Here is a 21,487-nt window from a genome sequence, read left to right as displayed (position 1 = left end):
TCAGTTCCCGATCCAACCGGCGACGAGATCGGGATTGGCGGCAAGCCATTCCTTTGCCGCTGCATCGGGCGTCTTTCCTTCAACCGCGATCGCGTATGYGASCTTGCTGACGGCCTCGGTGCTGAAGGTCACTTTTTCGAGTACGGCCGCGACGTCCGGAGCGCTTTCTGCCAGCGAGTTGGAATAGGCGATGTGGATCTCAGCGTCCTTGTAGGCCGACTTGATCGAAGACTTTTCCAGCCAGTTCGGATCGGACGGCTCTACGAACGTCCAGTTTGCTTCGTCGTGTGCCGGTTCTTCAAGCACTTCCAGCTCATAACGTGCGAAGTTCTGGTGCGGCCCATAGCAATAGCCGATCCAGCCGGTGCCGCCTTTTACAGCCGCATCGAGATCTGCCGTCGCGACCGCTTCGTCGGTCGTCTGCAAGTCGAAGAAATCGGCGAAACCGTAATCACGCGCACGAACGGTTTCGATATTGGTCGACAACCATCCGGCAGCGCCGATCCAGATCTTGCCTTTGCCCTTGCCGTCAGCGGAAAACGCCGCCGCCTTGGCGGGATCGGAGAGATCGAAGACAGAGTGAACGTTATACTTCTCAGCGGCCGCCTTGGTCGTGCAGTAGCCTTGCGTGCCGGCGTAAGAGTTGGCGGCGAGCTTCACCTTGCCGTCTTCGCTTGCATATTGATTGACAAGCGCCCTCTGGTTCGGAAGCCACACATCGGTCCAGATATCAATCTCGCCGCTATTGCGGTTCAGGGCTTCCCAGATAACCGGGACCGACGCAGCCTTGACGGCCTGAACTTCCTTCCCGAGTTGCTCTTCGAGAAGGGCTTTCACCACATAGGCCGTTCCTTGCGCGGTAGCATAACCGGGATCAGCGACGGTAATCGGATTGGCGAGCGCGAGCGCAGGCGTAAGTATTGCGGCTGCGAAGGAGACTGCGGTTATAGGCTTGGCGATCAGGGTCATAAGGGGTGTCCACATGGGTTTGAAGTGATCGGAGTTCAGCCGAGCTTGCGCGCCGGCTGAGCTTGTTCTTTCTGGATATCCGGTAGCCCGAGCCTCTGGCGCAGCGATCCCGTATGCGGGCCAGCGTTGAGAAGGCCGCGCTTTCTGAGCAGGGGGACGACGCCGGAGATGAAATCGTCCTGCCCCTGCGGAAATGTTGGCGGCATCAGCATGAAGCCGTCTGCGGCGCCGCCGGCATGCCAGTCCTCGATGTGCCCGGCAACGTCTTCTGCCGTACCAATGACCTCGACATGGCCACGCGCGCCGGCAATCCGTCGGGCGAGTGCGCCGACTGACAGTCCTTCCTTCCTGGCGAGTTCGGTAAGCAGTGCCTGGCGGCTGCGGATGGAGTTCGAGACGGGCAGGTCGGGCAGGGGGGCGTCAATATCGACATCAGAAAGATCGACATCACCGAGGTAGGTCTCGAGAAGCGACAGGGCGACGTCCGGTTGGATGAGATCCTGGAGTTCGGCGTACTTGTCTTCCGCTTCGGACTTGGTCTTGCCGATGACCGGAAAGATGCCCGGCAGGATGAGAACGTCGTCGGGATCGCTGCCGGCCAGTTCGCGCCGTTTCCTGATGTCGTCGCGGAAACCTCGCGCGGAGATGATATCGGTCTGCGCGGTGAAGACGACGTCTGCGGTTTTCGCGGCGAGCGCCTTCCCGGCATCGGAGGAGCCCGCCTGCACGAGCAGAGGTCGCCCCTGGCGCGATGGCAGGACGTTCAACGGACCCTTGCTGCGGAAGTAACGTCCCTGATGTCCTGCAGGCCCGACGGCATCATCCTGAAAGAAAACACCACTCTTCTTGTCGCGGACAAACCGTTCCGGGTTCCAGCTTCTCCAGAGAGAAATCACTGCCTCAACGAATTCGTCGGCACGTTCGTAACGTGCGCTATGATCGAAGTTCGGTCCTGGGTTGAAGTTGTCGCTTTCCTGTTCGAGCGAGGATGTGACGATGTTCCAGCCGATGCGACCGTTGCTGATGAGGTCGAGCGACGCGAGTTGGCGGGCGAGATTGTAAGGCTCGTTGAACGTCGTCGATGCCGTAGCTACCACACCGATCGTCTGTGTGGCCGTCGCCACTGCCGCCGCAAGCGTCAGCGCCTCGAACTGATGAGACCATTCATCGACACGCCGCAGCGCTTCCGGGCGCGCCTTCGGAACGCCTAGGCGATCCGATATGAAGGCGATGTCGAAACCGGCGGCCTCTGCCGATCTTGCAGCGGCGATGTAATGATTGACGTCGATATTCGCATCGACCTGCGTCGATGGGTGACGCCAGGCAGCGACATGGTGGCCGCTGGGGTAGAGCATTGTGGCGAGGACAATCTTGCTTAAAGGCATCGGAATGCTTTTTCGAATGAGGAATATTCCCTCAAAATACCGAAGACGCGCCCACCGAATAGGAATGCCTATTCAATTTATGGAAAAAGTGGAGAAAGTTTTGGCCGTCGTTTCCCTAACTCAGGATTGGTCGCGGCTTCTCTGCTTTGTCGTGGTCGTCAATGTCTTGCCGTCCAGATGCATTCCGCCGTACGCCTTTTTCGCTAGATCGGAAAGAGATGCTCTGGCGAGGAGTTCTTGGCGGAACCAGGTGCTGTCGTAGCCCTTATCGGCGATGAGGCAATCAGCTTTGGGCAACGCGTTGAGCACGATCCGAGCGCCCTTGTGGTCGCTCATCGGCCTTCAGATAGCAGCATGATGATCGGCCGGCCGTGATCATCGCAGACGGCATCGAGCGTCGAGTTCAGCCCGCCCTTGGTTCGCCCGATACGACGGGGAACATAGAAGGCTTGCGGCGGTGCGGTGGGCCTTCAGATGTGTCGCGTCGATCATGATGTGCTCAGGCAGGGGGCCTTCGCCGGCCAAGGCAGCGAAAACCCTGTCGCACACACCGAGCCGGCTCCAGCGAATGAAGCGGTTGTAGAGCGTCTCATGTGGCCCATACTGCGAAGGTGCATTCTTCCACTGCAGACCATTGCGGATCACATAGACGATGCCACTGACCACACGAGCCGTCCTCACGAGACCTYGAGCTTATTTCGGGCTTATAGTCGAACGATCAAGGCAAGCCAGGTTATGGCTTCGCTGTCTCGGCCGCCTAATCGACCTTTCGTCCGCAGCGGCTTCCAAACCGATCAGGTCGGATACTAAGGTATCGACAATACCTTGGTTCAATGGAGGGCCTGCATTCACCTAAGGTAACGTCCTTCCTATCGCGAAGCTGCCGCGGTGGTTGCAAACAAGGAACCGGATATGACCGCTACTGATACGAAAACCAGGATCGCTGAAACGTCCGATGCCAAGCCCGTCGCGATGAACCTTGAACTAATCGTCATTCCGGTGTCCGACGCCGAGAAATCGAAGCTGTTCTACACGAACCTGGGATGGCACCTCGACATCGACCATTCTACGGGCGACGACTACCGCATCGTCCAGTTCAGTCCACCAGGATCAGGCTGCGCCATTATGTTCGGACAAAACATAACAACTGCGGCGCCTGGATCGGTGAAAGGAATGCATCTTGTCGTCTCCGATATAATGGTAGCGCGCGCCGACTTGGTCCGCCGCGGGATCGCGGTCAGCGAGCCATTTCACGACGCCGGTGGCATCTTTCACCATTCCAACGGCAAGGGCATTATGCAGGGACCGAACCCTGATCGAAAGAGTTACGCGTCCTACGTCCGCTTCGAAGATCCGGATGGAAACGTTTGGACGTTGCAGGAGATTACGGCACGCCTGCCTGGCCAACCTGGAGACAAGACTTTCACAGGCCAGCTTTACGAAGCTGTTTGGGGCGTCTCTGTAAAGTGAGCTTCGGCTTCCGAAAGGCCGTTATAAAAAGAGGGTGCCGCAACACTCTCTCGCTCCAGCAATGGGTAGCCATTGCGCATCGATCGAGATCATCGAACTGGGCATCGGTGGCCAGGAATTGATGGACGATCTCTCCACCGTCGGCTGCAGAAAAACAGTTGACGTGGGGAGAAGGCGCACAGCTCATTGGGCAATTTGCTGGCGAGGATTTCGGTTTGCGAGGCCCCCATCCGTTTCTCCTCTTGGAGCGGCTGCCGGCCATTTACTGATGGTCCGGATCCCGCGATAAATTGATGCTTTAAATTCGCGGAGCACGAAATGGATCGCATCGACGCAATGAAGGTGTTCATCACCGCCGTGGACGAGGGTAGCCTGGCTCGCGCAGCCCGAAAGCTAAAGCGGTCGCCTACGGCAATCAGCCGCGCCCTGAACTCCTTGGAAGCGCACGTCGGCGTCGAACTTCTTCACCGGACGACAAGAAGGCTCAAGCTCAGCGACGCGGGCCAGCGGTATGCGGCCGCGTGCCGCCGCATCCTCACCGATCTCGAAGAGGCCGACATCATCGCGGGTGCGGAGCGGGCCGCGCCTATGGGCGTTCTTACGATCTCCGCCCCGCCTATCCTTGGTGAAGAAATTCTCCGACCGATCCTCGATGAATTTCTTCGCGCCCATCCGAGCGTCTCTGCAAGGTTCTTAATGCTCGATCGCTTCGTGGACCTCGTCGATGAGGGCGTCGACATCGCCCTGCGGATCGGAAATCTCCCGGACTCGTCGCATATCTCCACTCGGATCGGTGGAGAGGTCAGGCGCGTGGTCGTTGCTTCGCCCCGATACCTCGCTGAGAATTCGCCGATCGACGAGCCCTCCGATCTCGCGAAGCACCAGATCGTAGCGTTTACGAACTTCGGACTAGAATCTTGGAGTTTCGGCCCGGCAAAGGGATCATCGGTGCCGCGAACCGTGCACTTCACCCCTCGCTACGAGGTCAATAGCGTACGCGCGGCGTCCGCCTCTGCTGCCGCCGGCATCGGCCTTACAAGGCTTTACTCCTATCACGTTGCGGAGTTCATTCGAAATGGGCGCCTGAAGATCGTCCTTCCGGAGGCCGAGCCGCCGGCTCTTCCCGTGCATCTCTTGGCACCGCAGGGTCGGACCGCCGTTGCGAAGGTGCGCTCCTTCATCGATTACGCGGCTCCACGACTGAGGGCGGAGTTGAGTCGGATCGCGTCCGAAGCTGGCTTGTTAGAGAATTCTGCCGAAAAACGGTTGAGTGTCTCCCGGTAGGCAGCAATTCTCGCGGACAATGTGTGCATCTAAATCAATAGCACCGACGCCAAGGGCGGCGGGCGGCCCTGGTGAGGACCGCTGCAATGGAAAAGGATGCACATCATGAGCAATCAGCAAAAGGTCGCCATCATCACCGGCGCCTCGCAGGGTATTGGCGAAGGTCTTGTCCGCGCATATCGCGAGCGGAACTATCGCGTCGTCGCTACTTCTCGTTCGATAAAACAGGGTTCGGACGACGGAATCCACGCCGTCGCAGGCGACATCTCCAACTCCGAGACCGCAGACCGAGTTATTCGTCAAGCGCTCGAACGTTTCGGCCGCGTCGATACACTAGTGAACAACGCCGGCGTGTTTACCGCGAAGCCATTCGTGGATTTCACACAAGACGACTATGATTTGAACTTCGGCGTGAATGTTTCGGGCTTCTTCCACATCACCCAGCACGCGGCCCGGGAAATGCTCAAGCAGGGCTCCGGCCACATCGTCAGTATCACGACGAGTATCGTCAATCAGCCGATGGCCGGCGTTCCCGCCGCACTTGCCTCACTCACTAAGGGCGGACTGAACGCCGTGACGAKGGAATTGGCGATCGAATTTGCCAAAACGGGAGTTCGTGTGAACGCCGTATCTCCAGGCATCATCAAAACGCCAATGCACGCTCCTGAGACCCATGAGTTCCTGTCCGCCCTCCACCCCGTAGGCCACATGGGCGAGATCCGCGACATCGTTGACGCGGTCATTTACCTCGAAGGGGCAAGCTTCGTCACCGGAGAGATTCTCCACGTCGACGGTGGCCAAAACGCCGGTCGTTGGTAGGCGTCAGCGAGGGAGCAGGTGCATGGTGCAAAATGTGCCATGCACCGAATAGCAAGTGAAAGGAAAAGCAATGGAACTCATACTCGCCGCCGATCCGATGTGCTCATGGTGTTATGGATTCAGCAAGCAGATGGAGCTTCTACTCCAACGGCGTCCTGACGCCTCATTGAAAATTGTTCTAGGTGGACTGCGCGCGGGAGCGACGGACGTTCTCGACGACGCGGGAAAGCAGTTTAGACTGCATCATTGGGCAAAGGTCGAGGAAGCTAGCGGCGTTGAGTTCAACCGCGACGGTCTGCTCGCAAGGACTGGATTCGTCTACGACACCGAGCCCGTATGTCGCGCGGTCGTTACCGCCCGTATCCTCCGCCCCCAGGCCGACCTTCTGAAGGTCTTCCGGGCATTCCAGCACGCGTTCTATGTCGATGCCCTAGACACCACCAACGGGTTCGTGTTGGCGGAAGTCGGATCCCGCGCACTTGAGGAACTTGGTCATCCTGTCACTACCGAGGAGTTCTTCGATACCTTCAAGAAACGGAGCACCATCGAGGAAGCAGCGACGGACTTCGCGAMGTCTCGTGCCCTGGGCGTTTCGAGCTTCCCAACGCTGTTTATTAAGAAGGGCGGATCTCTTCGTCGGGTCGGCGCGGGTTATGCGCATGTCGACGAACTTGAGAAGCACCTTGCGGCAATGGCCGCCTAGCAGTCGATCCAGATACTGCTCCGGGGATTACGCAATGCCCGTTGGCGCCGTGCAGGTAACTTGCGAAGGCACGGCGCCTGATCACGCCTCGGCCAGAGGACTTCGAAACCAATACCAAGGTCTCCCCGATACCAATGTGCAAATGCGCATCTCGAAGTCGTGGCTCACAATCTCGGCGGCAGCACTCGCTGCTTAACCGAAGAGAGGAGCGAAAGATGAAGATCCTGATGGTGTTCACCTCGCACGACACACTTGGCAGTACGGGACGCAAGACCGGGTTCTGGCTCGAAGAGGGCGCCGCGCCGTATTACGTCTTTCACGACGCCGGGGTGGAACTGACACTGATTTCTCCGAAGGGAGGTCAGCCCCCAGTCGACCCAAAAAGCGACCTTCCCGAGAACCAAACACCAGCGATGACGCGATTCAAGGCTGATCAAGCAGCGCAGCAGGTGTTTGCGACGACCGGAAGGCTAAGCGACGCCCGCTCCGAAGATTTCGACGCGGTCTTCTACCCTGGCGGCCACGGTCCTATGTGGGATCTCGTCGATAATCCGGAGTCAATCAAACTTATTGAATCKTTCTACAGTTCCGGAAAACCTGTAGCCGCGGTTTGCCATGCGCCGGCCGTCTTGCACCGCGCTACTTACCAGGGCGTGCCGATCGTAGAGGGCAAGCGTGTGACTGGTTTCGCAAATAGCGAGGAGGAAGAAGTGAAACTCACAAAGGTTGTCCCATTCCTCGTCGAGGACGAACTCAAGCGTTTGGGTGGCTTATACGAAAAGAAGCCGAACTGGGAGAGCTTCGCGATTACCGATGGCAGGCTGATCACTGGACAAAATCCGGCGTCGTCCACCGCCGGTGCGCAGTCCCTTGTCAGGTTGCTCAAAGCTTAGTTCGACCGCCGACCCCCGAGCATGATCAACCCGAGTAGGGCCCTCCCTGCCGGGCGCGCGGTCCGAAATCAATGCGCGTCTGCCACCGCGTCCCACAAGTTATAGTATCGGCGCCACCCCCAAGGTCACGAGTTCGCAATAACTCATCCGCTAGCACTCTTTCGATTGCCTTCACGACCGCTGCCGCTGCTTCGGGACGGCCGAGATGCTCCAACATCATGGCGCCGGCCCATATCTGGCCGATCGGATTGGCGATACCCTGGCCCGCGATGTCCGGGGCTGACCCGTGCACGGGCTCAAACAGCGAAGGGAAGCGTCGTTCCGGGTTGATATTGCCGGATGGCGCGATGCCGATTGTGCCGGTGCAGGCGGGGCCAAGGTCGGAGAGGATGTCGCCGAAGAGGTTGGAGGCGACGACCACGTCGAAACGATCCGGGTTTAGCACGAAATGTGCGGTCAGAATGTCGATATGGTATCTGTCGCGGCGTATATCAGGAAAGTCGCCGGCGGCGCGGAAATCGAAAATAGCCGGGCGTTTCGGCCAGGAGCGAGGGGATGACGGCATCTTCGTTGTGACGCCTAAGGGTCGATCCGTCCTACCACCCATGGGTCGCGATAAACCTGGTCCTTTGAACGGGGTTTGGCCCCTTTCACCGACAGAAAGCGGCTCACTGCGTGGCCCTATTTTCCAAATTCTCACCGCTCTCGCGGGTATTTTCGGAATCATATCAAAAGCTTGGAACAAGCCTTCACGGATGGTGTTACCGAACATGGATAGTGAGCAACTCGACATGGTCCCGGAACCCATTGCACTCGTCGTGGATGACGAACCGTCGATACGCATGGATACCGCCGACCTCATGTCAGATGCCGGGTATCACGTCGTAGAGGCGGCCACGGCCGACGAAGCTTTCGCGTTCCTCGAAAAATACAGCTCGTTGGAGCTACTCTTTACGGATGTGCAGACAGGTGGGGACCTTGACGGTTTCATGCTGGCCAAGAAGGTCGCCGAGCGGTGGCCGAACATAGAGGTGGTCGTCACATCCGGAGCGAGAATGCCGAAAGAGGGGGACCTCCCGGGCAACGCGAGTTTTATTCAGAAGCCATTTTCTGCTGAAACCGTTCTTGAAGCATTGAAAGCTCACTTTCCGAACGGACCAAGCAAGCCCCGAGATATCAGCTGATATGCGGCACGGGCGCCCGCCGTTCATGGCATCCGCGCCGGCTGGACTAGGGGCATCGTCAACGTGAACCGGGTATCGGATTCGTCCGGTTGCACAGAGAGTTTTCCGCCGTGCACTCTGGCGATCTCGCTCTCTATATAGAGCCCCAAGACCCAGACCCTGCTGGCTGCTTCTGACTTCGCCTCCGAAGAAGGACCGAAACACGGCCGGCTTGACCTTTTCTGATATCGGCTCGCCACTGTTGGCAACCAGAGTTCCAGGTGGCCTCCAGTCGTCGTTGCCCCGATTTCGATCGGCTTTGTGCGGTCGCCATGTGTCACGGTATTGCCGATTAGGTTCGAAAGAAGCTGAGAAATGCGGGGATGGTCGCAACGGACGTCGCGATCGAATTCGAAATTGGAGACGATAGCCAGATTTGGATGCACCAACCGGATCTCTTCAACGACATTTTCCAGAACCGGGCGCAGGAAGGATTCTGCCAAAACGTCCAACTTCAATCCGTCGCCGAGGCGCGCATTTTCGAAATCGAGAACGTTGTCAACGAGATCGCGCATGCGGACGGCTCGACTGCATGAGACCAAGAACGTCACGATTGTCCGCGTCCATACACTCCGCGCGATTTAAGCGTCTCATGCCCGCCAATATGGAAGCGATTGGATTTCGCAAATCATGACCAAGCACCGCGACGAACTGCTCTCGAACGACCGCGAGCTCGCGCTCCTCGGCAAGGTCGATCTGCGCCTGAACGAGATCGGCATTGCCATCCAGATTCTTGGCAATCAGCTTGGAGAAGAGCTGGAACATGCCTATCGTCTCGGGATTGTCGACCTTGTGAGGTGTTGGGTCGATGGCACAGAGCGTTCCGAAAAAGCTGCCGTCGCGACGCGTGATCGAGACGGAGATATAGCTTCTCAAGCCATAGATCGCAGGTGTGTGATGGTCGCGGTACTGGAGGTTGTCATCGACATCGTAGATGACAACAAGATCGTGGTTTTGCCGGATCTCGTGGCAAATCGTCGACCCGACTTTGAGTTCTCCGCCCGCCCTTAGCCCGAAATCGACGTTGTCGAGAACGGCGCAGCAACCCAGCGGCGTCAGTGACTCGAGCGACAGCGGCAAACCCCATGCCGGCCGTCTTGCAGATCACTTCGAGGATTGTGGGAACCTCGGACATCCGGCCGATCGCCTGGATGTCATCGATGGTATCGCTTCTTCTGTACCTGTGATCTTACAGCTTCGAAGCGGGGAAGTCATTTCAATAAGACATGGGGCGGCATGACGCTGAGGTGAGGACGACAAACGAGAAATGTCTCCGTCGAGCGCCTCTGTCCTTAGTCGTATTTCAGGGTAGCCTTCAAATGCTTGAGATCGGCATCCTGCCGGGCTGCCGCCTGCTCGACACCATCTCGATAGGAAGAATTGGTCTCGGCGATAATCTTGTTGAGTTCCGTGATCTGGCTCTGCAGCTCATAGGGCATGCAGGCCGAGGTGATCGTGTTCCCGGAAGCCGTTGCGGCCCGTCTCATCACGGGTGCGCGGCCTTTCCATCTCTCGTTGAAGGCGTTTGACCAGGCCTCGGGCGTAACGTCCGAAAGCTGCAGGACCATTGTCGTGAGCGGCCCTACGGAGGCCCCGGATGCGCCCTCGTTCAACTCGACGATGCTGATATCCTGAAATTCGGTCATTGAAGCGTTCCTTCTTTTGGCTGTCCGAATTGCGTTGGCCGGTCACCGCGGCGGTAAGCGGTGACCGGAGGGCTGCGTCAGTGTCAGGCAGCCTTCTCGGCATTCTGATTGACGACCTTCGTCGCAATGGACGTCAGGGCGATGTCGGTTGCCTGCTCCTCGTCGAGCGTCGTCTGAAGGAGCTTGGCGGCATCCTTCATGCCCAACTCCAGCGCCCATGTGCGCAGGGTGCCATAGCGCGACATCTCGTAGTGTTCGACCGCCTGGGCTGCGGCAAGAAGGCCGGCGTCAAGGGCTGGTGCGCCGGCATACTCTTCCATGATCTCAGCACCTTCCTTGACGATGCCCATCATAGCGTCGCAGGTCTTCTGCTCGGGTTTCTTGCCGATGATCTTGAAGACATCTTCGAGACGGGTGACGTGCACCTTGGTCTCGGCGAGATGCTTCATGAAGGCGTCCTTGAGCTGCTTGCTCGTGGCCGCTTCATGCATCTTCGGGAGCGTCGCAACGATCTTGTGCTCGGCGAAATAGACATCCTTCAAGGTATCGTGGAACAGGACGTCGAGTGTTTTAATTTGCTTGGCCATGATTGGCTCCTTTGTTTTGGAATAATTTATGTATGGGATCGGATTTCCGCTCACGTTCACGGCTGCCGTGTATTGTGATCAGGCCGCCGGAGGGCGACGGTAGCGGTCACGTTCCTGTTCGATCTCCTCTGGCCCGTACGGGTCGAGTGTGTCGTCGAAACGTGTCCAGCCCTGCTCGTTGTAAACGGCCTTGCGTTCTGTAGGATCGACCCAGTTCGAACGCTTCAGGATTGCTTCGGCTTCGGGCGCGAGAGCATCGTCTACCTTGGCAGTGACCAGGGTGCCGCCGCGACGGACGCCTTCCGCGTAAAAATTGGCGTCGTCTTCCGAGACACCAGAGCCCGTTAACGCCCCGATCAATCCGCCGGCCGCCCCGCCCGCTACCGCACCTGTAACGGCGCCAACTGCGGTCGCCGCAAGCCAGCCGGCAGCAACCACGGGACCGACGCCTGGAATCGCCATGATACCGAGACCCGTCAAAAGACCGCCCGCGCCGCCGACAACGGCCCCGAGGCCCGCGCCGGATTCTGCTCCGGTCGCAGCTCCCGACTGCTTGTCGGAATGGCGCTCGTCCGAGTTGTTGGAAACGATGCTGATGTCATTCGATGGAACGCCGGTTGCCTCAAGCGCGCTGACGGCGGAGCTTGCATCGGTGTAGTCGTCGAAAAGTCCAGTAATGGTTTTCATGAAAGTATCCTTCGGATTTGAGGAGGGGCGTTACTTCGCGACGACGTTGCCCTGATAGTCGAGGGCGACCATGACGGCCTTGCCGTCCTTCATGCCGGCCGCCATCCAGATGCCGCTGTCATCCTTCTTGAGGTCCTTGACTTCGGTAAAGCCGGCCTCCTCGATGCGGTCCTTGGCCTGAGCCTCGGTGAAGCTGTTCGCGCCTGCGACGGGTGCAGCCGGGTTCTTCGTCTCTGGCGTCGCGACCGCCGGCGTCCCGGCATCGCTGGAGGGGGCGGGGGCCGTCTGTGCGGCAGCCGCCAGTGCCGACGCTCCAAGGAGCGCCGCGGCCAGGATTATATTCTTCATTGAGGTTCTTCTCTTTCTCAGACCGGGTTCACACGGCCGTGACCAGACAACCGGTTCAACCGGTTTAAGTTCCTTGGTGGACCTGGGTATCTCTCGCGTCAGGTGAGGGCCAGTCCCCGCCTTTCACGGCGTTTGCTGTCAACGAGCAGATATCGCGCGATGAACGTCGGTGTTCTCTCTCAACCGTTAGCGCGTGATGCGGAGCGTTTCGCCTGTAAAGCGAGAAACAAAATAAAGCTCTTGCTAATGCTGCCGGAAGGGCAGCTTGTGCATATTCATTGAGGAGATTGACATGATCGAATTCAAACAGGTCAACGGTAGCAAAGAGCGATCAGCGGAAATCGGTGAGCAGCTCAAGAAGCTCGATGCTGAGATGGCATCGCCCAATATTAAGGAAACGAAGCACGCCGAACTCAATGCGCTTCATCGCAAGTTGAGCGCCGAACGTGAGGCCTTATCCTCACAATAGTCACGGCAAGGTGCGGATATGGAGCTGAGAAGCCTCCGCAAGAACGATGACGGGAGCGGGCAGGTTAGGCTTTCTCACAAATCGATCGGCGAGAGGCTGTGGTTTAGTCCCCTGTGGGAAATGTTCACGGGTCAGCCCGTCGAAGACAGCGTGGGAATAGGATGGCGGGCGCTTGTCCGACGACCGGGACTCGGTAATAGACGGCATTGGAGGTCGCCGCGGCGAACGGCGGCCTCCAATGCGAGTACAGGATTCGTCGAGCTTCGGACGGCGAGTACGTCCGGCATCATAGCCGCTCTCTACCCCGAAACGGCGACGAGATGGAGTGGCTCGGGACCTGCACCGACGTGCAAGAGTTTAAGGAGTTGCGGAGCCGCCAGGACGTGATGCTTGCCGAGTTGCAGCACCGGACGAAACCTCATCGCCGTTATTCGCTCGGTCTCCGCCAAGACCCGGGATGCCAGCTCTTCACTCGACGAGTTCGCGGAGTCCTTCGGCAATCGGCTCGCGGCCACCGCTCGTGTCCAGGGGCTGCTGTCGCGGTTGGTAGAGACTGAGAGGGTATCTTTCGACGAACTTCTCAACGCCGAGCTCGCCGCGCATGTCGGGGATCGCTCGAAGGTTGTTGTACTTGTGTGGTGATCTTCTGCACACAATGCGACCTCAGTGCTGGACGCGAATGGTGCGAACAGGGGCCGATGAACGAGTCGCGGCACGGAATGCTGAAACTAATGTGAGCTGGCAGACCAACCGCGGGACTCTGCAGGCTCTGATCGGCCGGTCGCTGATGCGCAATTTTACGATCAACGAACATCGCGAGCGGTGAGCGTGAAATTATCTCCGCGTCGATTTGCATAGACTCTGGAGGCGGCTTCCCTGAATTGTAGAGCGTGCGGCGCAATGGCCTGGTGCTTTGACCGACCTAAACGCGACGCAATTCGGGAGTAATGATAATCGGTCGTCGTTTGGCCGCTATGGCTTTCCGCGGTGTCAGAGACCCTTGACCCGCCATCCTCCCGAATTCCGATAGCAACGCCCGGTGATACTGGCCGGATGAAGCGATCAACCCGCTTTCCGTCAGCCAGTAGTCAGATCGTTTTTGGAGATTATCGCCATGTCAACGCGCACAACGAATACCATCGTTCACTTTTCTCAACCGTTTGAACTGCCGGATATCGATGGAATCAATCCGGCAGGTGATTACAAGATTGTACAGGATGAGGAATTGATCGAAGGGCTTTCACAACTGGCCTATCAGCGTGTCGCAACATTCATTCATCTGCCGTCGATTTCTGCCGATAACCGGAGGCGGCAATTCGTCAAAATAGATCCTACTCTTCTCGAACATTTATTGAGTGCGGCGCCTTCCCATGGCGAGTCCGCACCATGAACGTACTGGAAAATCGGAAAAGAGCGTTGGAGGAAAAATACTTCCTGGACGCCGAGGTGGCGTTCACGGTGAACTCTCATCGAGACCGGCTTCTCGCCAAATGGGTGTCGGAAATGATCGGCATTACCGATATCGAAGCCTACGTCGCCGAAATCATCGACGTTCGCTTCACAGCAGCGGGAGACGAGGGCGTGGTGGCAAAAATCCTCGCGGATGCTCGATCTGCAGGTAAGGTTATGGACGAGAACGAGCTTCGAGACAGTATGGACAAGCTGATGGCGAGTGCAGAGGAGGCGATCGCCGTTCGCCCTTGAGATGCCTTGGTTCTTAAGGCCGGCTCATGCGCGCGTTCAAGCTGCGCGGCTTGCAATGGTGCGCGTTCCTCCTCCGCGCGGGCAACTTTGTGTCCCTGGGTGTGGCACGCCCTGCTTAAAATCCAATCGGCGCGCATTCTGAGTAATCGGCAGCATTTGAAGCGGGCGCTGCCGTAAAAGGCTGTGCCCTTCGCCCCAAACAAAGGAGGACGTGATGTCTTCCATAATCGACCATCATCGCGACTACGGCTACGACACGGCGATCAGACCTTTACTCGTTCTAAGCTTCGCCGTCGTTCTGTATGTGATCCTGKAGGGCTGGCTGTGGTGACGATTTCCTCCCTCGGAGAGCGCACCATAAACAGCGAACGCTCGACACTCCGGCGAGTTCTCAAGCGCGCCGACTACGCCACATCCGACATGCAAGCCGCAGAAGGGCCGGATCACCACGATCAAGTGGTGGTCATTCGCCGCATCGAAGCGAGTTCCATATCGTTGAAGGGCTACCCGGCCTCGATATCGCGCCAGAAGCGGGCAGATCCGGATGCCCTTGCATCCTGGAGAATGAAGGAGGAGCAACCGGTGCGGCTTGGGAAATTCCAAAAGGTAACGGAGATCCACAATGATTTGGCGCAGGGATCTTGTCCACAGGGATGAATTTCATAAAATCATCCAGTCCGGACCAAACGATGCGTCAAGCCTTGCCGAGTCTGCCATGAGAACAACAGCAACCGAGATTAAATTCGCGCGACCGTTCGTCCAGGGATCTCTGCTTGCGCCCCGTGCGGCCGGGACGTACCGGCTCAAGGTGAATGAAGAACCTGATCGATAGGATAAGTCTTGTCACCTAAAGAAAGGTCGCCGCTTATTTCGAACTACCATCAATCGAAACGCCTGTCCCTAGATGACAACAGTTGCAGGTCTCTCACGCAGCGTTTGACGCGGCGCTGCTGAATGACAAGAAGATCGCCTGATCGCTGAACTGCCCCAAAGTTCATGCCTGAGCACTTCTTGAAACTATATGGGTTCAGCAGAAGATGCGCGCACATTCCGTCACCGCACCCCTAGCTGCGTATTAGCATCTGCAGAAGATACAGTTTGCTTTGTCACCGACGAAGGCGCATGGTCCCGCCTCCAGCAGTAATCACTACGAGCGCTGCTGTTGAGGGCCTCCAGACCATAGCCCGACCAAGAGGAGGACCTCATTTCCTTAGGAATTTCGTTAGATATCTGACGAGACAAGACCTTACAATGGTGCCGCGGGTGCGGGAGTGATGTCGGCGACACCGGCGATACTCTTCTCGAACGGCGCCAAGCTACTAGCCTTGCGATCAAGTGATGGTCCGCCTCTTTCAAGAGGGAATGACGGATCCTGCCGACCTAACCGTCCAATTCGAGGGACATTTCGGCAAACCCAAGAGAGCCTGCAGCTTCACGCCTCAACCCGAGGTCTTCCAACAAGACTGCCGGGCTACAGTTCGCTGAGAATGYAGGCAAAGGCGCTAGATAAAGATGAAGCCACCAATTTATGATGTCGACGATAATCAACGCATCGGCGAGTGTCGACGCATTTTCGATAATTTGACCAAAGAAATCATACTTCGGGCGGTGGAGGCTGGCTGGCGCGAAAGCGAGGCCTCGATAGCTCTCGCAGATGCAGCGGAACGGTACGTCATCTACGTCGCTACCGCTCCGCGCGCAGTCCGTCAGGCTGCGAATGGCAACTTGATATCCGATGCCTGACGGTGGATTGATGTGATGGACGAAGTGATTGCGGGGGCGGCCAGGGCGCGTGGAGCAGTTGGAACTCGTGGCGGCGCTCAAGCGGCCGGAAAACATGACGGCCTACAAGTATTACCTCAGGGGTCTGGAGCACCGGCTTGTCGGCGTTTCCGACGATCATAGGCGTGGGCGCATGTGGAAACAGCAAGTCTCTTCCACCTAAACCAGCGGCATCTGATCCGGAAAAGGGACCGGTAGGTCGGGTAGGTTCAGCCTGATGCGTTGACCGGACGCCCAAGCGAGAGCTTGCGTTTCGGACGAAAACTCGCGCTCGATCATGACGCCGTGCTCAACAACGCGAACGCTCCATCGTTCAGGAGATACTAGGATAGAGACGAAGTTGTGAAAGGTCATGATATCCATGTCTTGCTCGGCGAAGGTGGGGGAAGCGACAGTCACAACCGCCGGATTCAACGTCTATCTTCCGGCATTTCTGAGGAGGTCTCTTTCATTGGCGATGGGGCCAAGTCGTTTCCGCAGTCGGTTCTCCTCGACCTGATCTAGCCGGAACCTTTTTGCGAATTCGCCGAAAAGCACGGTTTCGCCGCGGCTGATTGGACCGGCGGATCTGATTTGGTCGGATGATGCACGGTCGTATCCTTTCAGGGATGACGGTATCATCAACGAAAATGCCCAAGATCCAGCGTGATGGCGCTGCTTTTAGTACCTCTGTCTCCGGGCGATCACCCCTGCTGGCGTGTTCAGTTTGCCACTACCATCGGAAAGCTGATAGGAGATCTCGGCGTCATGGCCCTCGACATGCTGCCGTTGAGCAGCGGACTTTGCCGCAGCAAGAGCGGTAACATGGTCGGAGAAGGTCTCCGACCAGACATCGCCAAGGCGATACCCGTAGCCTCCGTTGTGCTTCCCGACATGATAGGTGATCGTCATCGTCAGGGTTTCCTTCCTTACATTTGTGTTCATACAGGGCGCGATGGCGATCTTCGACAGAAGGGCAGATGTTCGCTGGCTCTCGAGCGTTGCCCGCAACTGCCGGCGGAATGGGAGGCTTGGAGGCTAAAGGGCCCTTACCATCTCGAAACGCCTTGGAACACCGAAAGACAGTCGCGCGTTTCTGCGTTCCCGACACTCAGCAATCCCGCGAGCCTTCATGACAAAACCGAACCATAAGCCTACCGATGATACGACACCACTCGTTCACGGCGCGGCCACATTACCCTCGGTCGTCATCGACGACTACAACAACGAGGCACGAGACAGAAAAGGATTCATTGGCGACGGCGCCAACAAGTCATCTTTCCGTCACAAGCTAGATCATCAGAGGAAGCTGTTGCGAGAGCTCGGACGTGATCCTTTTGGCAAGATCCCGACGAAAGAGCTGAAGAAGAAGGATATAGACACGCTGCTTTCCGGAGAAGATGCCGAGGCAACAGCTATGGTGCTGGGCGCCATCGAGGAATTTTCCCGGAACTTTGCCGCAGTCATCAGGAAGTTTCTGAACGAAAAACCCTGGAAGAACACTGAACGGATTGCCGTCGGCGGCGGGTTCCGGCAGCGCAAAATCGGCGCGCTTGTCATTGCACGCACCATGATGCTTCTTCGAGATGACGGCGTCGAAATCGAGCTCGTCCCCATTTCGCATCATCCGGACGATGCCGGCCTGATCGGCTCGGTGCACCTGATGCCGGAATGGATGCTGAAAGGGCATGACGCGATCCTCGCCGTCGACATCGGCGGAACCAACGTCAGGGTAGGCATCGTCCGGTTCGGGAGAGACAATAAAAGCAAAATCGAAGATGCCTCTGTCGTGTCATCACTCATCTGGCGGCACGCGAGTGAAACTCCAAGCCGGACCGCGACCGTCGCGAGAGTTTCAGAAATGCTTGAGGAACTGATGGTGAAAGCGGCGGAAGCGAAGCTTCGCCTTGCGCCACTGATCGGGATCGGCTGTCCGGGTGTGATCGAGGCCGACGGTGCTATCGTTCGAGGTGGGCAGAACCTTCCAGGCGGGAACTGGGAGAGCGATCATTTCAATCTGCCGGCGGCTCTCGTGAAAAGCATTCCTCAAATCGACGACGCGGAAACGTTTGTGATCATGCACAATGACGGTGTCGTTCAGGGCCTTTCGCAGATCCCGCTGATGACCGATGTATCGAGTTGGGCGATCCTGACGATCGGCACTGGTCTCGGGAATGCCCATTTCACAAATCGCGTTCACGGGTAGGCGGAACATAAAGGCCAACCTTTGCGCTTCGCAAGGCTTGACAGTGGTAGTTTGAGTTCAGCTTTCGAGCGCGCCGCGCCTGCCCGTCTTAAGCACCCGGTTGAGGACCGACGCCGCAACGACGTGGTCATTGTCCGCGTGTTTCAATGCTGAGACCGCACGACCCGCGTCACCGGCCCGCAAATGACGGTGTCGAACTGGCACCAAATCATTGAAACCATTGCCTCAGATCGGCGTTTCACTGAGCGACCATTGATAAGGTGCCCCGTGTCTGAAGCCGCCAAGTCCGACATCCACGGCGACCGCCCCGCCGCCGCATCGAAGAAGGGCATGGCCGATCACAAGGAGCTGGCCACGTTCGCGTTTCAAAGAACGCGCATGCCCATCGTCGTTGCCGACGCCCGACAGCCGGACTACCCGATCGTTCTCGCCAACGTGGCGTTCCTCGACCTGACGGGCTACGACGCTGAAGAGCTGCTCGGCCKGAATTGCCGCATGCTCCAGGGCGAGGCGACCTCCAGAGCGGCGGTGGCCGAGATCCGGGCCATCATTGCGCAGGAGCGTGAGGGCACGGTCGAGGTCCTTAACTATCGGAAGGACGGCAGCACGTTCTGGAACCAGCTTCACCTCAGCCCCATTCAGGACGATGACGGACAACTCGCCTACTATTTCGCCTCACAGATCGACGTCACAGAATATCGGAAGGTCCAGATGCTGGAAGAGGCGGAACACCGTCTGCTTCTCGAAGTCGACCACAGGACGAAGAACGTCCTGGCGATTGTTGACAGTATCGTGCGCCTCAGCCGGTCCGACGATGCGGCACTCTATGCGGCCTCGGTGCAACAGCGCGTCCAGGCGCTGTCGAGGACACATATGCTTCTTGCCGAGAACGGATGGCAGGAGGCTTCTCTTCGCGACATCGTCTCCCTTCAGGTTGGCATTTATGGAGATCAGAACGTCAGAATCGGCGGTCCGGATGTGATGGTGCCGGCACCGTCAGTCCAGCCGATAGGCCTCGCTATCCACGAGCTCGCAGCCAATGCCGCAGTTCATGGCTCGCTGTCGCGTCGCGGCGGCAGCCTCACGATCGACTGGAAAAGGGAAGGCGAAGGTCTCATCCTGATTTGGCACGAACGCGGAGGAACTGGGTCGAAGGCGACCCGGGGCAAGGGGTTCGGCAACGTGTTGCTCAGCGCGGTTCTCGAAAAGCAGCTCGGTGGCAAGATCGCCCGCGACTGGCGGAACGACGGCCTGCGGCTCGTTGTCGAGCTGCCGTCCCTCGACCGCGTTGGCCGAGGTCTGAAGGCTAAACCGTGAACGTCGAGCATCCTCTGTGTGTTTAGCGACAGGACCCGAATGCCAAGCAGATCATCGCTCGTCATCTTTCTCCATGGGATCGGCGCCTCCGGTGCGCAGCTTATGCCGCTTGTAGCCTCTTGGCGGGCGAGCCTTACGAATACCCGCTTCGCGGCCCCGGACGCACCGATCCACCATTGGCGCGGTCATCAATGGTTCTCGACGGAGGGCGACCCGTTGGATCCGGCGCGCATCCGTTTAGCGCGTGAGGCATTCGACGCGTTGATGAAAGACGTCGTTCATCGCGAAGGATTCTCCGACGCCCACGACAGGATTGCCTTCGTCGGCGTTTCCCAGGGCGCCATCGTCGCACTTGATGCAGTGGCCTCTGGGCGCTGGAAGATCGGCGCTCTCGTATCCTTCGCTGGGCTCCTGCCGCCGCAACGGATCTCGTCGGCGAGCAAGGCTACGCCGGTCCTTCTCGTTCACGGTCAGAACGACACGACGATTCCTTACATGGCTTCGACGCTTGCGGCTGCTCAGCTCGGGACCGCCGGCTTCAACGTCGAACTCGACGTTGAAGCCGGCGTGGGTCACACGATCTCATCGTCGGGAGCGGAAAAARCTCTCGCCTTCCTCAGACGAACGCTTGCATAGTGCGCAGTCTCGACTGCTTCTGCCCCTTGCGTGGCCATGATCGACAAGCCGCCTCCGGGAGACGCTTTCTTTCGCCTTCGACCGGATGGCGGTCGCGCGAATTCGCGAGGCGAGGGACTGAGGATGGGTTTCTATTTGCAAGCGCTGCCGGATCTACGATCGTGGTTCGTACTCGGACACCGTTTCACGAACAGTCGTCATCGAGGTTCGGCGACCCTCGCGAGGTGGAACGGTGGCAAGGCGGAAGGAGCCGGCAAACGACATCGCCTCTTTCACGCCAACATCGCTGAGCGATCATGAGCGCAATGCGTAACGGGCGGCGGGTGGAAGGTTCTTCGGGGCGTGGATACTATCGCTGCGGAACGGGTAGGAATTCAGGATGCGAGTTGACCTCGGAGCCGGGTCGCATCCAAGGCGCGCGCACGAAATGTTACAGGCGGAGCGCCGATGATGCGCTTGAAGGCTCGGCTGAAGGATGCCTCCGATTCGTAACCGAGTCGTTCGGCAATGGCGGCGACACGCTGTCCTTCGCGCAGCCACTGATGTGCTTGATGCATGCGCATTCGGGCGACGTAGCGGGCAGGCGTCTCTCCAACTGCCCTGGCGAAACGTTCGGCAAAACCGGATCGAGATGCTCCCATCTTCCGCGCGAGCTCGTCGACCGTCCAGTCATGCGCAGGATCGAGATGGATGGCTGCCAGAACGCGCCCGACCTCGGGATTGCGAACCGCCGTCAACCAGCCGGATGAGTCACCGCACCCGTGCTCCACCCATGCTCGAATGAGCGTGGCGGTAAGGACGTCGGCGAGGCGGGCCAGAATACCGCCGGCGCCAACGCGATTCATATCCACCTCGCGCATCATTGCATCGAGGAGCGGAGGGATAGAAGGTTCGCTGGCTGCGAGGTCGGCTGTGCGCATCACATTGGGCATCAGTTGCAACAGCGGATGTTGCTTGTCGACATTGAACCGCATGACGGCAAAGAACAGCAGGTTGCTTGCGTCCGCACAGGGACACTCTAGGTCGACGATCCCGTCGCAGACGGGTCTGCGCGGCATGCGTTCCACCGGCGTCGGCGCGATCCCGGGCTCGCTTGCAAGCACATGTGCATCGCCTCGTGGCAGAAGGACCGCATCGCCCGGATGCATCTCCATCCATTCCCCGTCCGGCGTCTGCACAAAAGCCTTTCCGGCAGCCAGGAAATGAAACTGCGCTTCATCCTTCATCGGAAACGCCGTCGCCCACGGCGCAGAAGGCTGACAGCGGCCGTAGTCGACCCCGTCAAGACGAAGTCCCCGCATCATCTCGGTTAATGCATCGCTCACGGCCAGCTTTCACTTTTTGGACGAATAGTCATGTCTTATAGATTTTGCAGCATAG

At 58.2% G+C, this 21,487-nt stretch carries 24 protein-coding genes and 3 pseudogenes; 15 read left to right on the top strand and 12 right to left on the bottom strand.

The features are described from left to right. The 3 genes and pseudogenes from AC1DNW_RS25515 to AC1DNW_RS25505 all read right to left on the bottom strand — a co-directional run. Positions 1–969: an ABC transporter substrate-binding protein gene (locus AC1DNW_RS25515; protein ID WP_477854746.1), complete on the bottom strand. Its 969-nt coding sequence runs from the start codon at positions 967–969 to the stop codon at positions 1–3. A gap of 35 nt (positions 970–1,004) precedes the next feature. Next, complete coding sequence (locus tag AC1DNW_RS25510) at positions 1,005–2,354, bottom strand: NtaA/DmoA family FMN-dependent monooxygenase (protein ID WP_477854745.1); 1,350 nt, start codon at positions 2,352–2,354, stop codon at positions 1,005–1,007. Positions 2,355–2,585: 231 nt separating this feature from the next. Next, positions 2,586–3,023 (bottom strand): annotated as a pseudogene (locus AC1DNW_RS25505) (IS5 family transposase); the annotation flags it as partial. Between the two features lie 243 nt (positions 3,024–3,266). Between AC1DNW_RS25505 and AC1DNW_RS25500 the strand changes: the two are divergent. The 5 genes from AC1DNW_RS25500 to AC1DNW_RS25480 all read left to right on the top strand — a co-directional run bounded on the left by AC1DNW_RS25500 (position 3,267) and on the right by AC1DNW_RS25480 (position 7,523). Next, complete coding sequence (locus AC1DNW_RS25500) at positions 3,267–3,824, top strand: VOC family protein (protein ID WP_477854744.1); 558 nt, start codon at positions 3,267–3,269, stop codon at positions 3,822–3,824. Positions 3,825–4,142: 318 nt separating this feature from the next. Next, positions 4,143–5,108 (top strand): LysR family transcriptional regulator, encoded by a 966-nt coding sequence (locus tag AC1DNW_RS25495; RefSeq protein WP_477854743.1) that lies wholly within the window; start codon positions 4,143–4,145, stop codon positions 5,106–5,108. A gap of 105 nt (positions 5,109–5,213) precedes the next feature. Continuing rightward, complete coding sequence (locus AC1DNW_RS25490) at positions 5,214–5,927, top strand: SDR family NAD(P)-dependent oxidoreductase (RefSeq protein WP_477854742.1); 714 nt, start codon at positions 5,214–5,216, stop codon at positions 5,925–5,927. Between the two features lie 70 nt (positions 5,928–5,997). After that, positions 5,998–6,630, top strand: a complete 633-nt coding sequence (locus tag AC1DNW_RS25485; protein ID WP_477854741.1) for a DsbA family protein — start codon at positions 5,998–6,000, stop codon at positions 6,628–6,630. A 215-nt stretch (positions 6,631–6,845) separates the two neighbouring features. Continuing rightward, positions 6,846–7,523, top strand: coding sequence for a type 1 glutamine amidotransferase domain-containing protein (locus AC1DNW_RS25480; RefSeq protein ID WP_477854740.1), 678 nt, complete (start codon positions 6,846–6,848; stop codon positions 7,521–7,523). A 25-nt stretch (positions 7,524–7,548) separates the two neighbouring features. On the opposite strand, the pseudogene AC1DNW_RS25475 reads toward AC1DNW_RS25480, so the two are convergent. Further along, positions 7,549–8,031: pseudogene (locus AC1DNW_RS25475) on the bottom strand (isocitrate/isopropylmalate family dehydrogenase); the annotation flags it as partial. A gap of 262 nt (positions 8,032–8,293) precedes the next feature. Here AC1DNW_RS25475 and AC1DNW_RS25470 point away from each other — a divergent pair. Beyond that, complete coding sequence (locus tag AC1DNW_RS25470; protein ID WP_477854739.1) at positions 8,294–8,707, top strand: response regulator; 414 nt, start codon at positions 8,294–8,296, stop codon at positions 8,705–8,707. 23 nt (positions 8,708–8,730) lie between these two features. Here the strand turns inward: AC1DNW_RS25470 and AC1DNW_RS25465 are convergent, their stop codons facing one another. The 6 genes from AC1DNW_RS25465 to AC1DNW_RS25440 all read right to left on the bottom strand — a co-directional run bounded on the left by AC1DNW_RS25465 (position 8,731) and on the right by AC1DNW_RS25440 (position 12,014). Next, on the bottom strand, positions 8,731–9,261 hold the full coding sequence (locus AC1DNW_RS25465) for a sensor histidine kinase (protein ID WP_477854738.1): 531 nt from the start codon (positions 9,259–9,261) through the stop codon (positions 8,731–8,733). Beyond that, positions 9,245–9,826 carry a GAF domain-containing protein gene (locus tag AC1DNW_RS25460; RefSeq protein ID WP_477854737.1) on the bottom strand — a complete coding sequence of 194 codons (582 nt, stop codon included), beginning with the start codon at positions 9,824–9,826 and terminating at the stop codon, positions 9,245–9,247. Before AC1DNW_RS25460 ends, AC1DNW_RS25465 begins: the two co-directional genes overlap by 17 nt. 212 nt (positions 9,827–10,038) lie before the next feature. Continuing rightward, entirely contained in the window at positions 10,039–10,392 is a 354-nt protein-coding gene (locus AC1DNW_RS25455; RefSeq protein WP_477854736.1) for a hypothetical protein, read from the bottom strand. 83 nt (positions 10,393–10,475) lie between these two features. Then, entirely contained in the window at positions 10,476–10,979 is a 504-nt protein-coding gene (locus tag AC1DNW_RS25450) for a YciE/YciF ferroxidase family protein (RefSeq protein WP_477854735.1), read from the bottom strand. A gap of 78 nt (positions 10,980–11,057) precedes the next feature. After that, the gene (locus AC1DNW_RS25445) at positions 11,058–11,666 is read right to left on the bottom strand and encodes a general stress protein (RefSeq protein ID WP_477854734.1); all 609 of its coding nucleotides are present in this window, start codon (positions 11,664–11,666) and stop codon (positions 11,058–11,060) included. A gap of 30 nt (positions 11,667–11,696) precedes the next feature. Then, positions 11,697–12,014, bottom strand: coding sequence for a PepSY domain-containing protein (locus AC1DNW_RS25440; protein ID WP_477854733.1), 318 nt, complete (start codon positions 12,012–12,014; stop codon positions 11,697–11,699). Between the two features lie 292 nt (positions 12,015–12,306). Here AC1DNW_RS25440 and AC1DNW_RS25435 point away from each other — a divergent pair, with 292 nt between their 5' ends. The 6 genes from AC1DNW_RS25435 to AC1DNW_RS25410 all read left to right on the top strand — a co-directional run bounded on the left by AC1DNW_RS25435 (position 12,307) and on the right by AC1DNW_RS25410 (position 16,132). Continuing rightward, on the top strand, positions 12,307–12,483 hold the full coding sequence (locus AC1DNW_RS25435) for a hypothetical protein (RefSeq protein ID WP_477854732.1): 177 nt from the start codon (positions 12,307–12,309) through the stop codon (positions 12,481–12,483). 390 nt (positions 12,484–12,873) lie between these two features. Next, positions 12,874–13,125 carry an HWE histidine kinase domain-containing protein gene (locus tag AC1DNW_RS25430; protein ID WP_477854731.1) on the top strand — a complete coding sequence of 84 codons (252 nt, stop codon included), beginning with the start codon at positions 12,874–12,876 and terminating at the stop codon, positions 13,123–13,125. Between the two features lie 472 nt (positions 13,126–13,597). Beyond that, complete coding sequence (locus AC1DNW_RS25425) at positions 13,598–13,873, top strand: hypothetical protein (protein WP_477854730.1); 276 nt, start codon at positions 13,598–13,600, stop codon at positions 13,871–13,873. After that, entirely contained in the window at positions 13,870–14,187 is a 318-nt protein-coding gene (locus tag AC1DNW_RS25420; RefSeq protein ID WP_477854729.1) for an ATPase inhibitor subunit zeta, read from the top strand. Before AC1DNW_RS25425 ends, AC1DNW_RS25420 begins: the two co-directional genes overlap by 4 nt. A gap of 324 nt (positions 14,188–14,511) precedes the next feature. Beyond that, positions 14,512–14,844 (top strand): hypothetical protein, encoded by a 333-nt coding sequence (locus AC1DNW_RS25415; protein ID WP_477854728.1) that lies wholly within the window; start codon positions 14,512–14,514, stop codon positions 14,842–14,844. A 1,135-nt stretch (positions 14,845–15,979) separates the two neighbouring features. Beyond that, entirely contained in the window at positions 15,980–16,132 is a 153-nt protein-coding gene (locus AC1DNW_RS25410) for a hypothetical protein (protein WP_477854727.1), read from the top strand. A 498-nt stretch (positions 16,133–16,630) separates the two neighbouring features. On the opposite strand, the pseudogene AC1DNW_RS25405 reads toward AC1DNW_RS25410, so the two are convergent. After that, positions 16,631–16,860 (bottom strand): annotated as a pseudogene (locus AC1DNW_RS25405) (hypothetical protein); the annotation flags it as partial. A gap of 220 nt (positions 16,861–17,080) precedes the next feature. Here AC1DNW_RS25405 and AC1DNW_RS25400 point away from each other — a divergent pair. The 3 genes from AC1DNW_RS25400 (at position 17,081) to AC1DNW_RS25390 (ending at position 20,107) form a co-directional block, all read left to right on the top strand. After that, positions 17,081–18,154, top strand: coding sequence for an ROK family protein (locus AC1DNW_RS25400; RefSeq protein WP_477854726.1), 1,074 nt, complete (start codon positions 17,081–17,083; stop codon positions 18,152–18,154). Between the two features lie 267 nt (positions 18,155–18,421). After that, on the top strand, positions 18,422–19,471 hold the full coding sequence (lov, locus tag AC1DNW_RS25395; protein WP_477854763.1) for a blue-light-activated histidine kinase: 1,050 nt from the start codon (positions 18,422–18,424) through the stop codon (positions 19,469–19,471). Positions 19,472–19,510: 39 nt separating this feature from the next. Beyond that, on the top strand, positions 19,511–20,107 hold the full coding sequence (locus tag AC1DNW_RS25390) for an alpha/beta hydrolase (protein ID WP_477854725.1): 597 nt from the start codon (positions 19,511–19,513) through the stop codon (positions 20,105–20,107). 374 nt (positions 20,108–20,481) lie between these two features. On the opposite strand, the gene AC1DNW_RS25385 is transcribed toward AC1DNW_RS25390, so the two are convergent. Further along, positions 20,482–21,432: an AraC family transcriptional regulator gene (locus tag AC1DNW_RS25385; RefSeq protein WP_477854724.1), complete on the bottom strand. Its 951-nt coding sequence runs from the start codon at positions 21,430–21,432 to the stop codon at positions 20,482–20,484. Positions 21,433–21,487: the final 55 nt, after the last annotated feature.

The organism is Rhizobium sp. 05L429, from assembly GCF_056397645.1.
Note: the sequence above shows the minus strand (reverse complement) of the source record. Positions and strands in the feature narration are given on the sequence as shown.

Coding starts and splice junctions, on each gene's coding strand:
- AC1DNW_RS25510 (WP_477854745.1), bottom strand. CDS start 2,354: ATGCCTTTAAGCAAGATTGTCCTCGCCACAATGCTCTACCCCAGCGGC.
- AC1DNW_RS25500 (WP_477854744.1), top strand. CDS start 3,267: ATGACCGCTACTGATACGAAAACCAGGATCGCTGAAACGTCCGATGCC.
- AC1DNW_RS25495 (WP_477854743.1), top strand. CDS start 4,143: ATGGATCGCATCGACGCAATGAAGGTGTTCATCACCGCCGTGGACGAG.
- AC1DNW_RS25470 (WP_477854739.1), top strand. CDS start 8,294: ATGGATAGTGAGCAACTCGACATGGTCCCGGAACCCATTGCACTCGTC.
- AC1DNW_RS25465 (WP_477854738.1), bottom strand. CDS start 9,261: ATGCGCGATCTCGTTGACAACGTTCTCGATTTCGAAAATGCGCGCCTC.
- AC1DNW_RS25455 (WP_477854736.1), bottom strand. CDS start 10,392: ATGACCGAATTTCAGGATATCAGCATCGTCGAGTTGAACGAGGGCGCA.
- AC1DNW_RS25450 (WP_477854735.1), bottom strand. CDS start 10,979: ATGGCCAAGCAAATTAAAACACTCGACGTCCTGTTCCACGATACCTTG.
- AC1DNW_RS25445 (WP_477854734.1), bottom strand. CDS start 11,666: ATGAAAACCATTACTGGACTTTTCGACGACTACACCGATGCAAGCTCC.
- AC1DNW_RS25440 (WP_477854733.1), bottom strand. CDS start 12,014: ATGAAGAATATAATCCTGGCCGCGGCGCTCCTTGGAGCGTCGGCACTG.
- AC1DNW_RS25435 (WP_477854732.1), top strand. CDS start 12,307: ATGATCGAATTCAAACAGGTCAACGGTAGCAAAGAGCGATCAGCGGAA.
- AC1DNW_RS25425 (WP_477854730.1), top strand. CDS start 13,598: ATGTCAACGCGCACAACGAATACCATCGTTCACTTTTCTCAACCGTTT.
- AC1DNW_RS25420 (WP_477854729.1), top strand. CDS start 13,870: ATGAACGTACTGGAAAATCGGAAAAGAGCGTTGGAGGAAAAATACTTC.
- AC1DNW_RS25400 (WP_477854726.1), top strand. CDS start 17,081: ATGACAAAACCGAACCATAAGCCTACCGATGATACGACACCACTCGTT.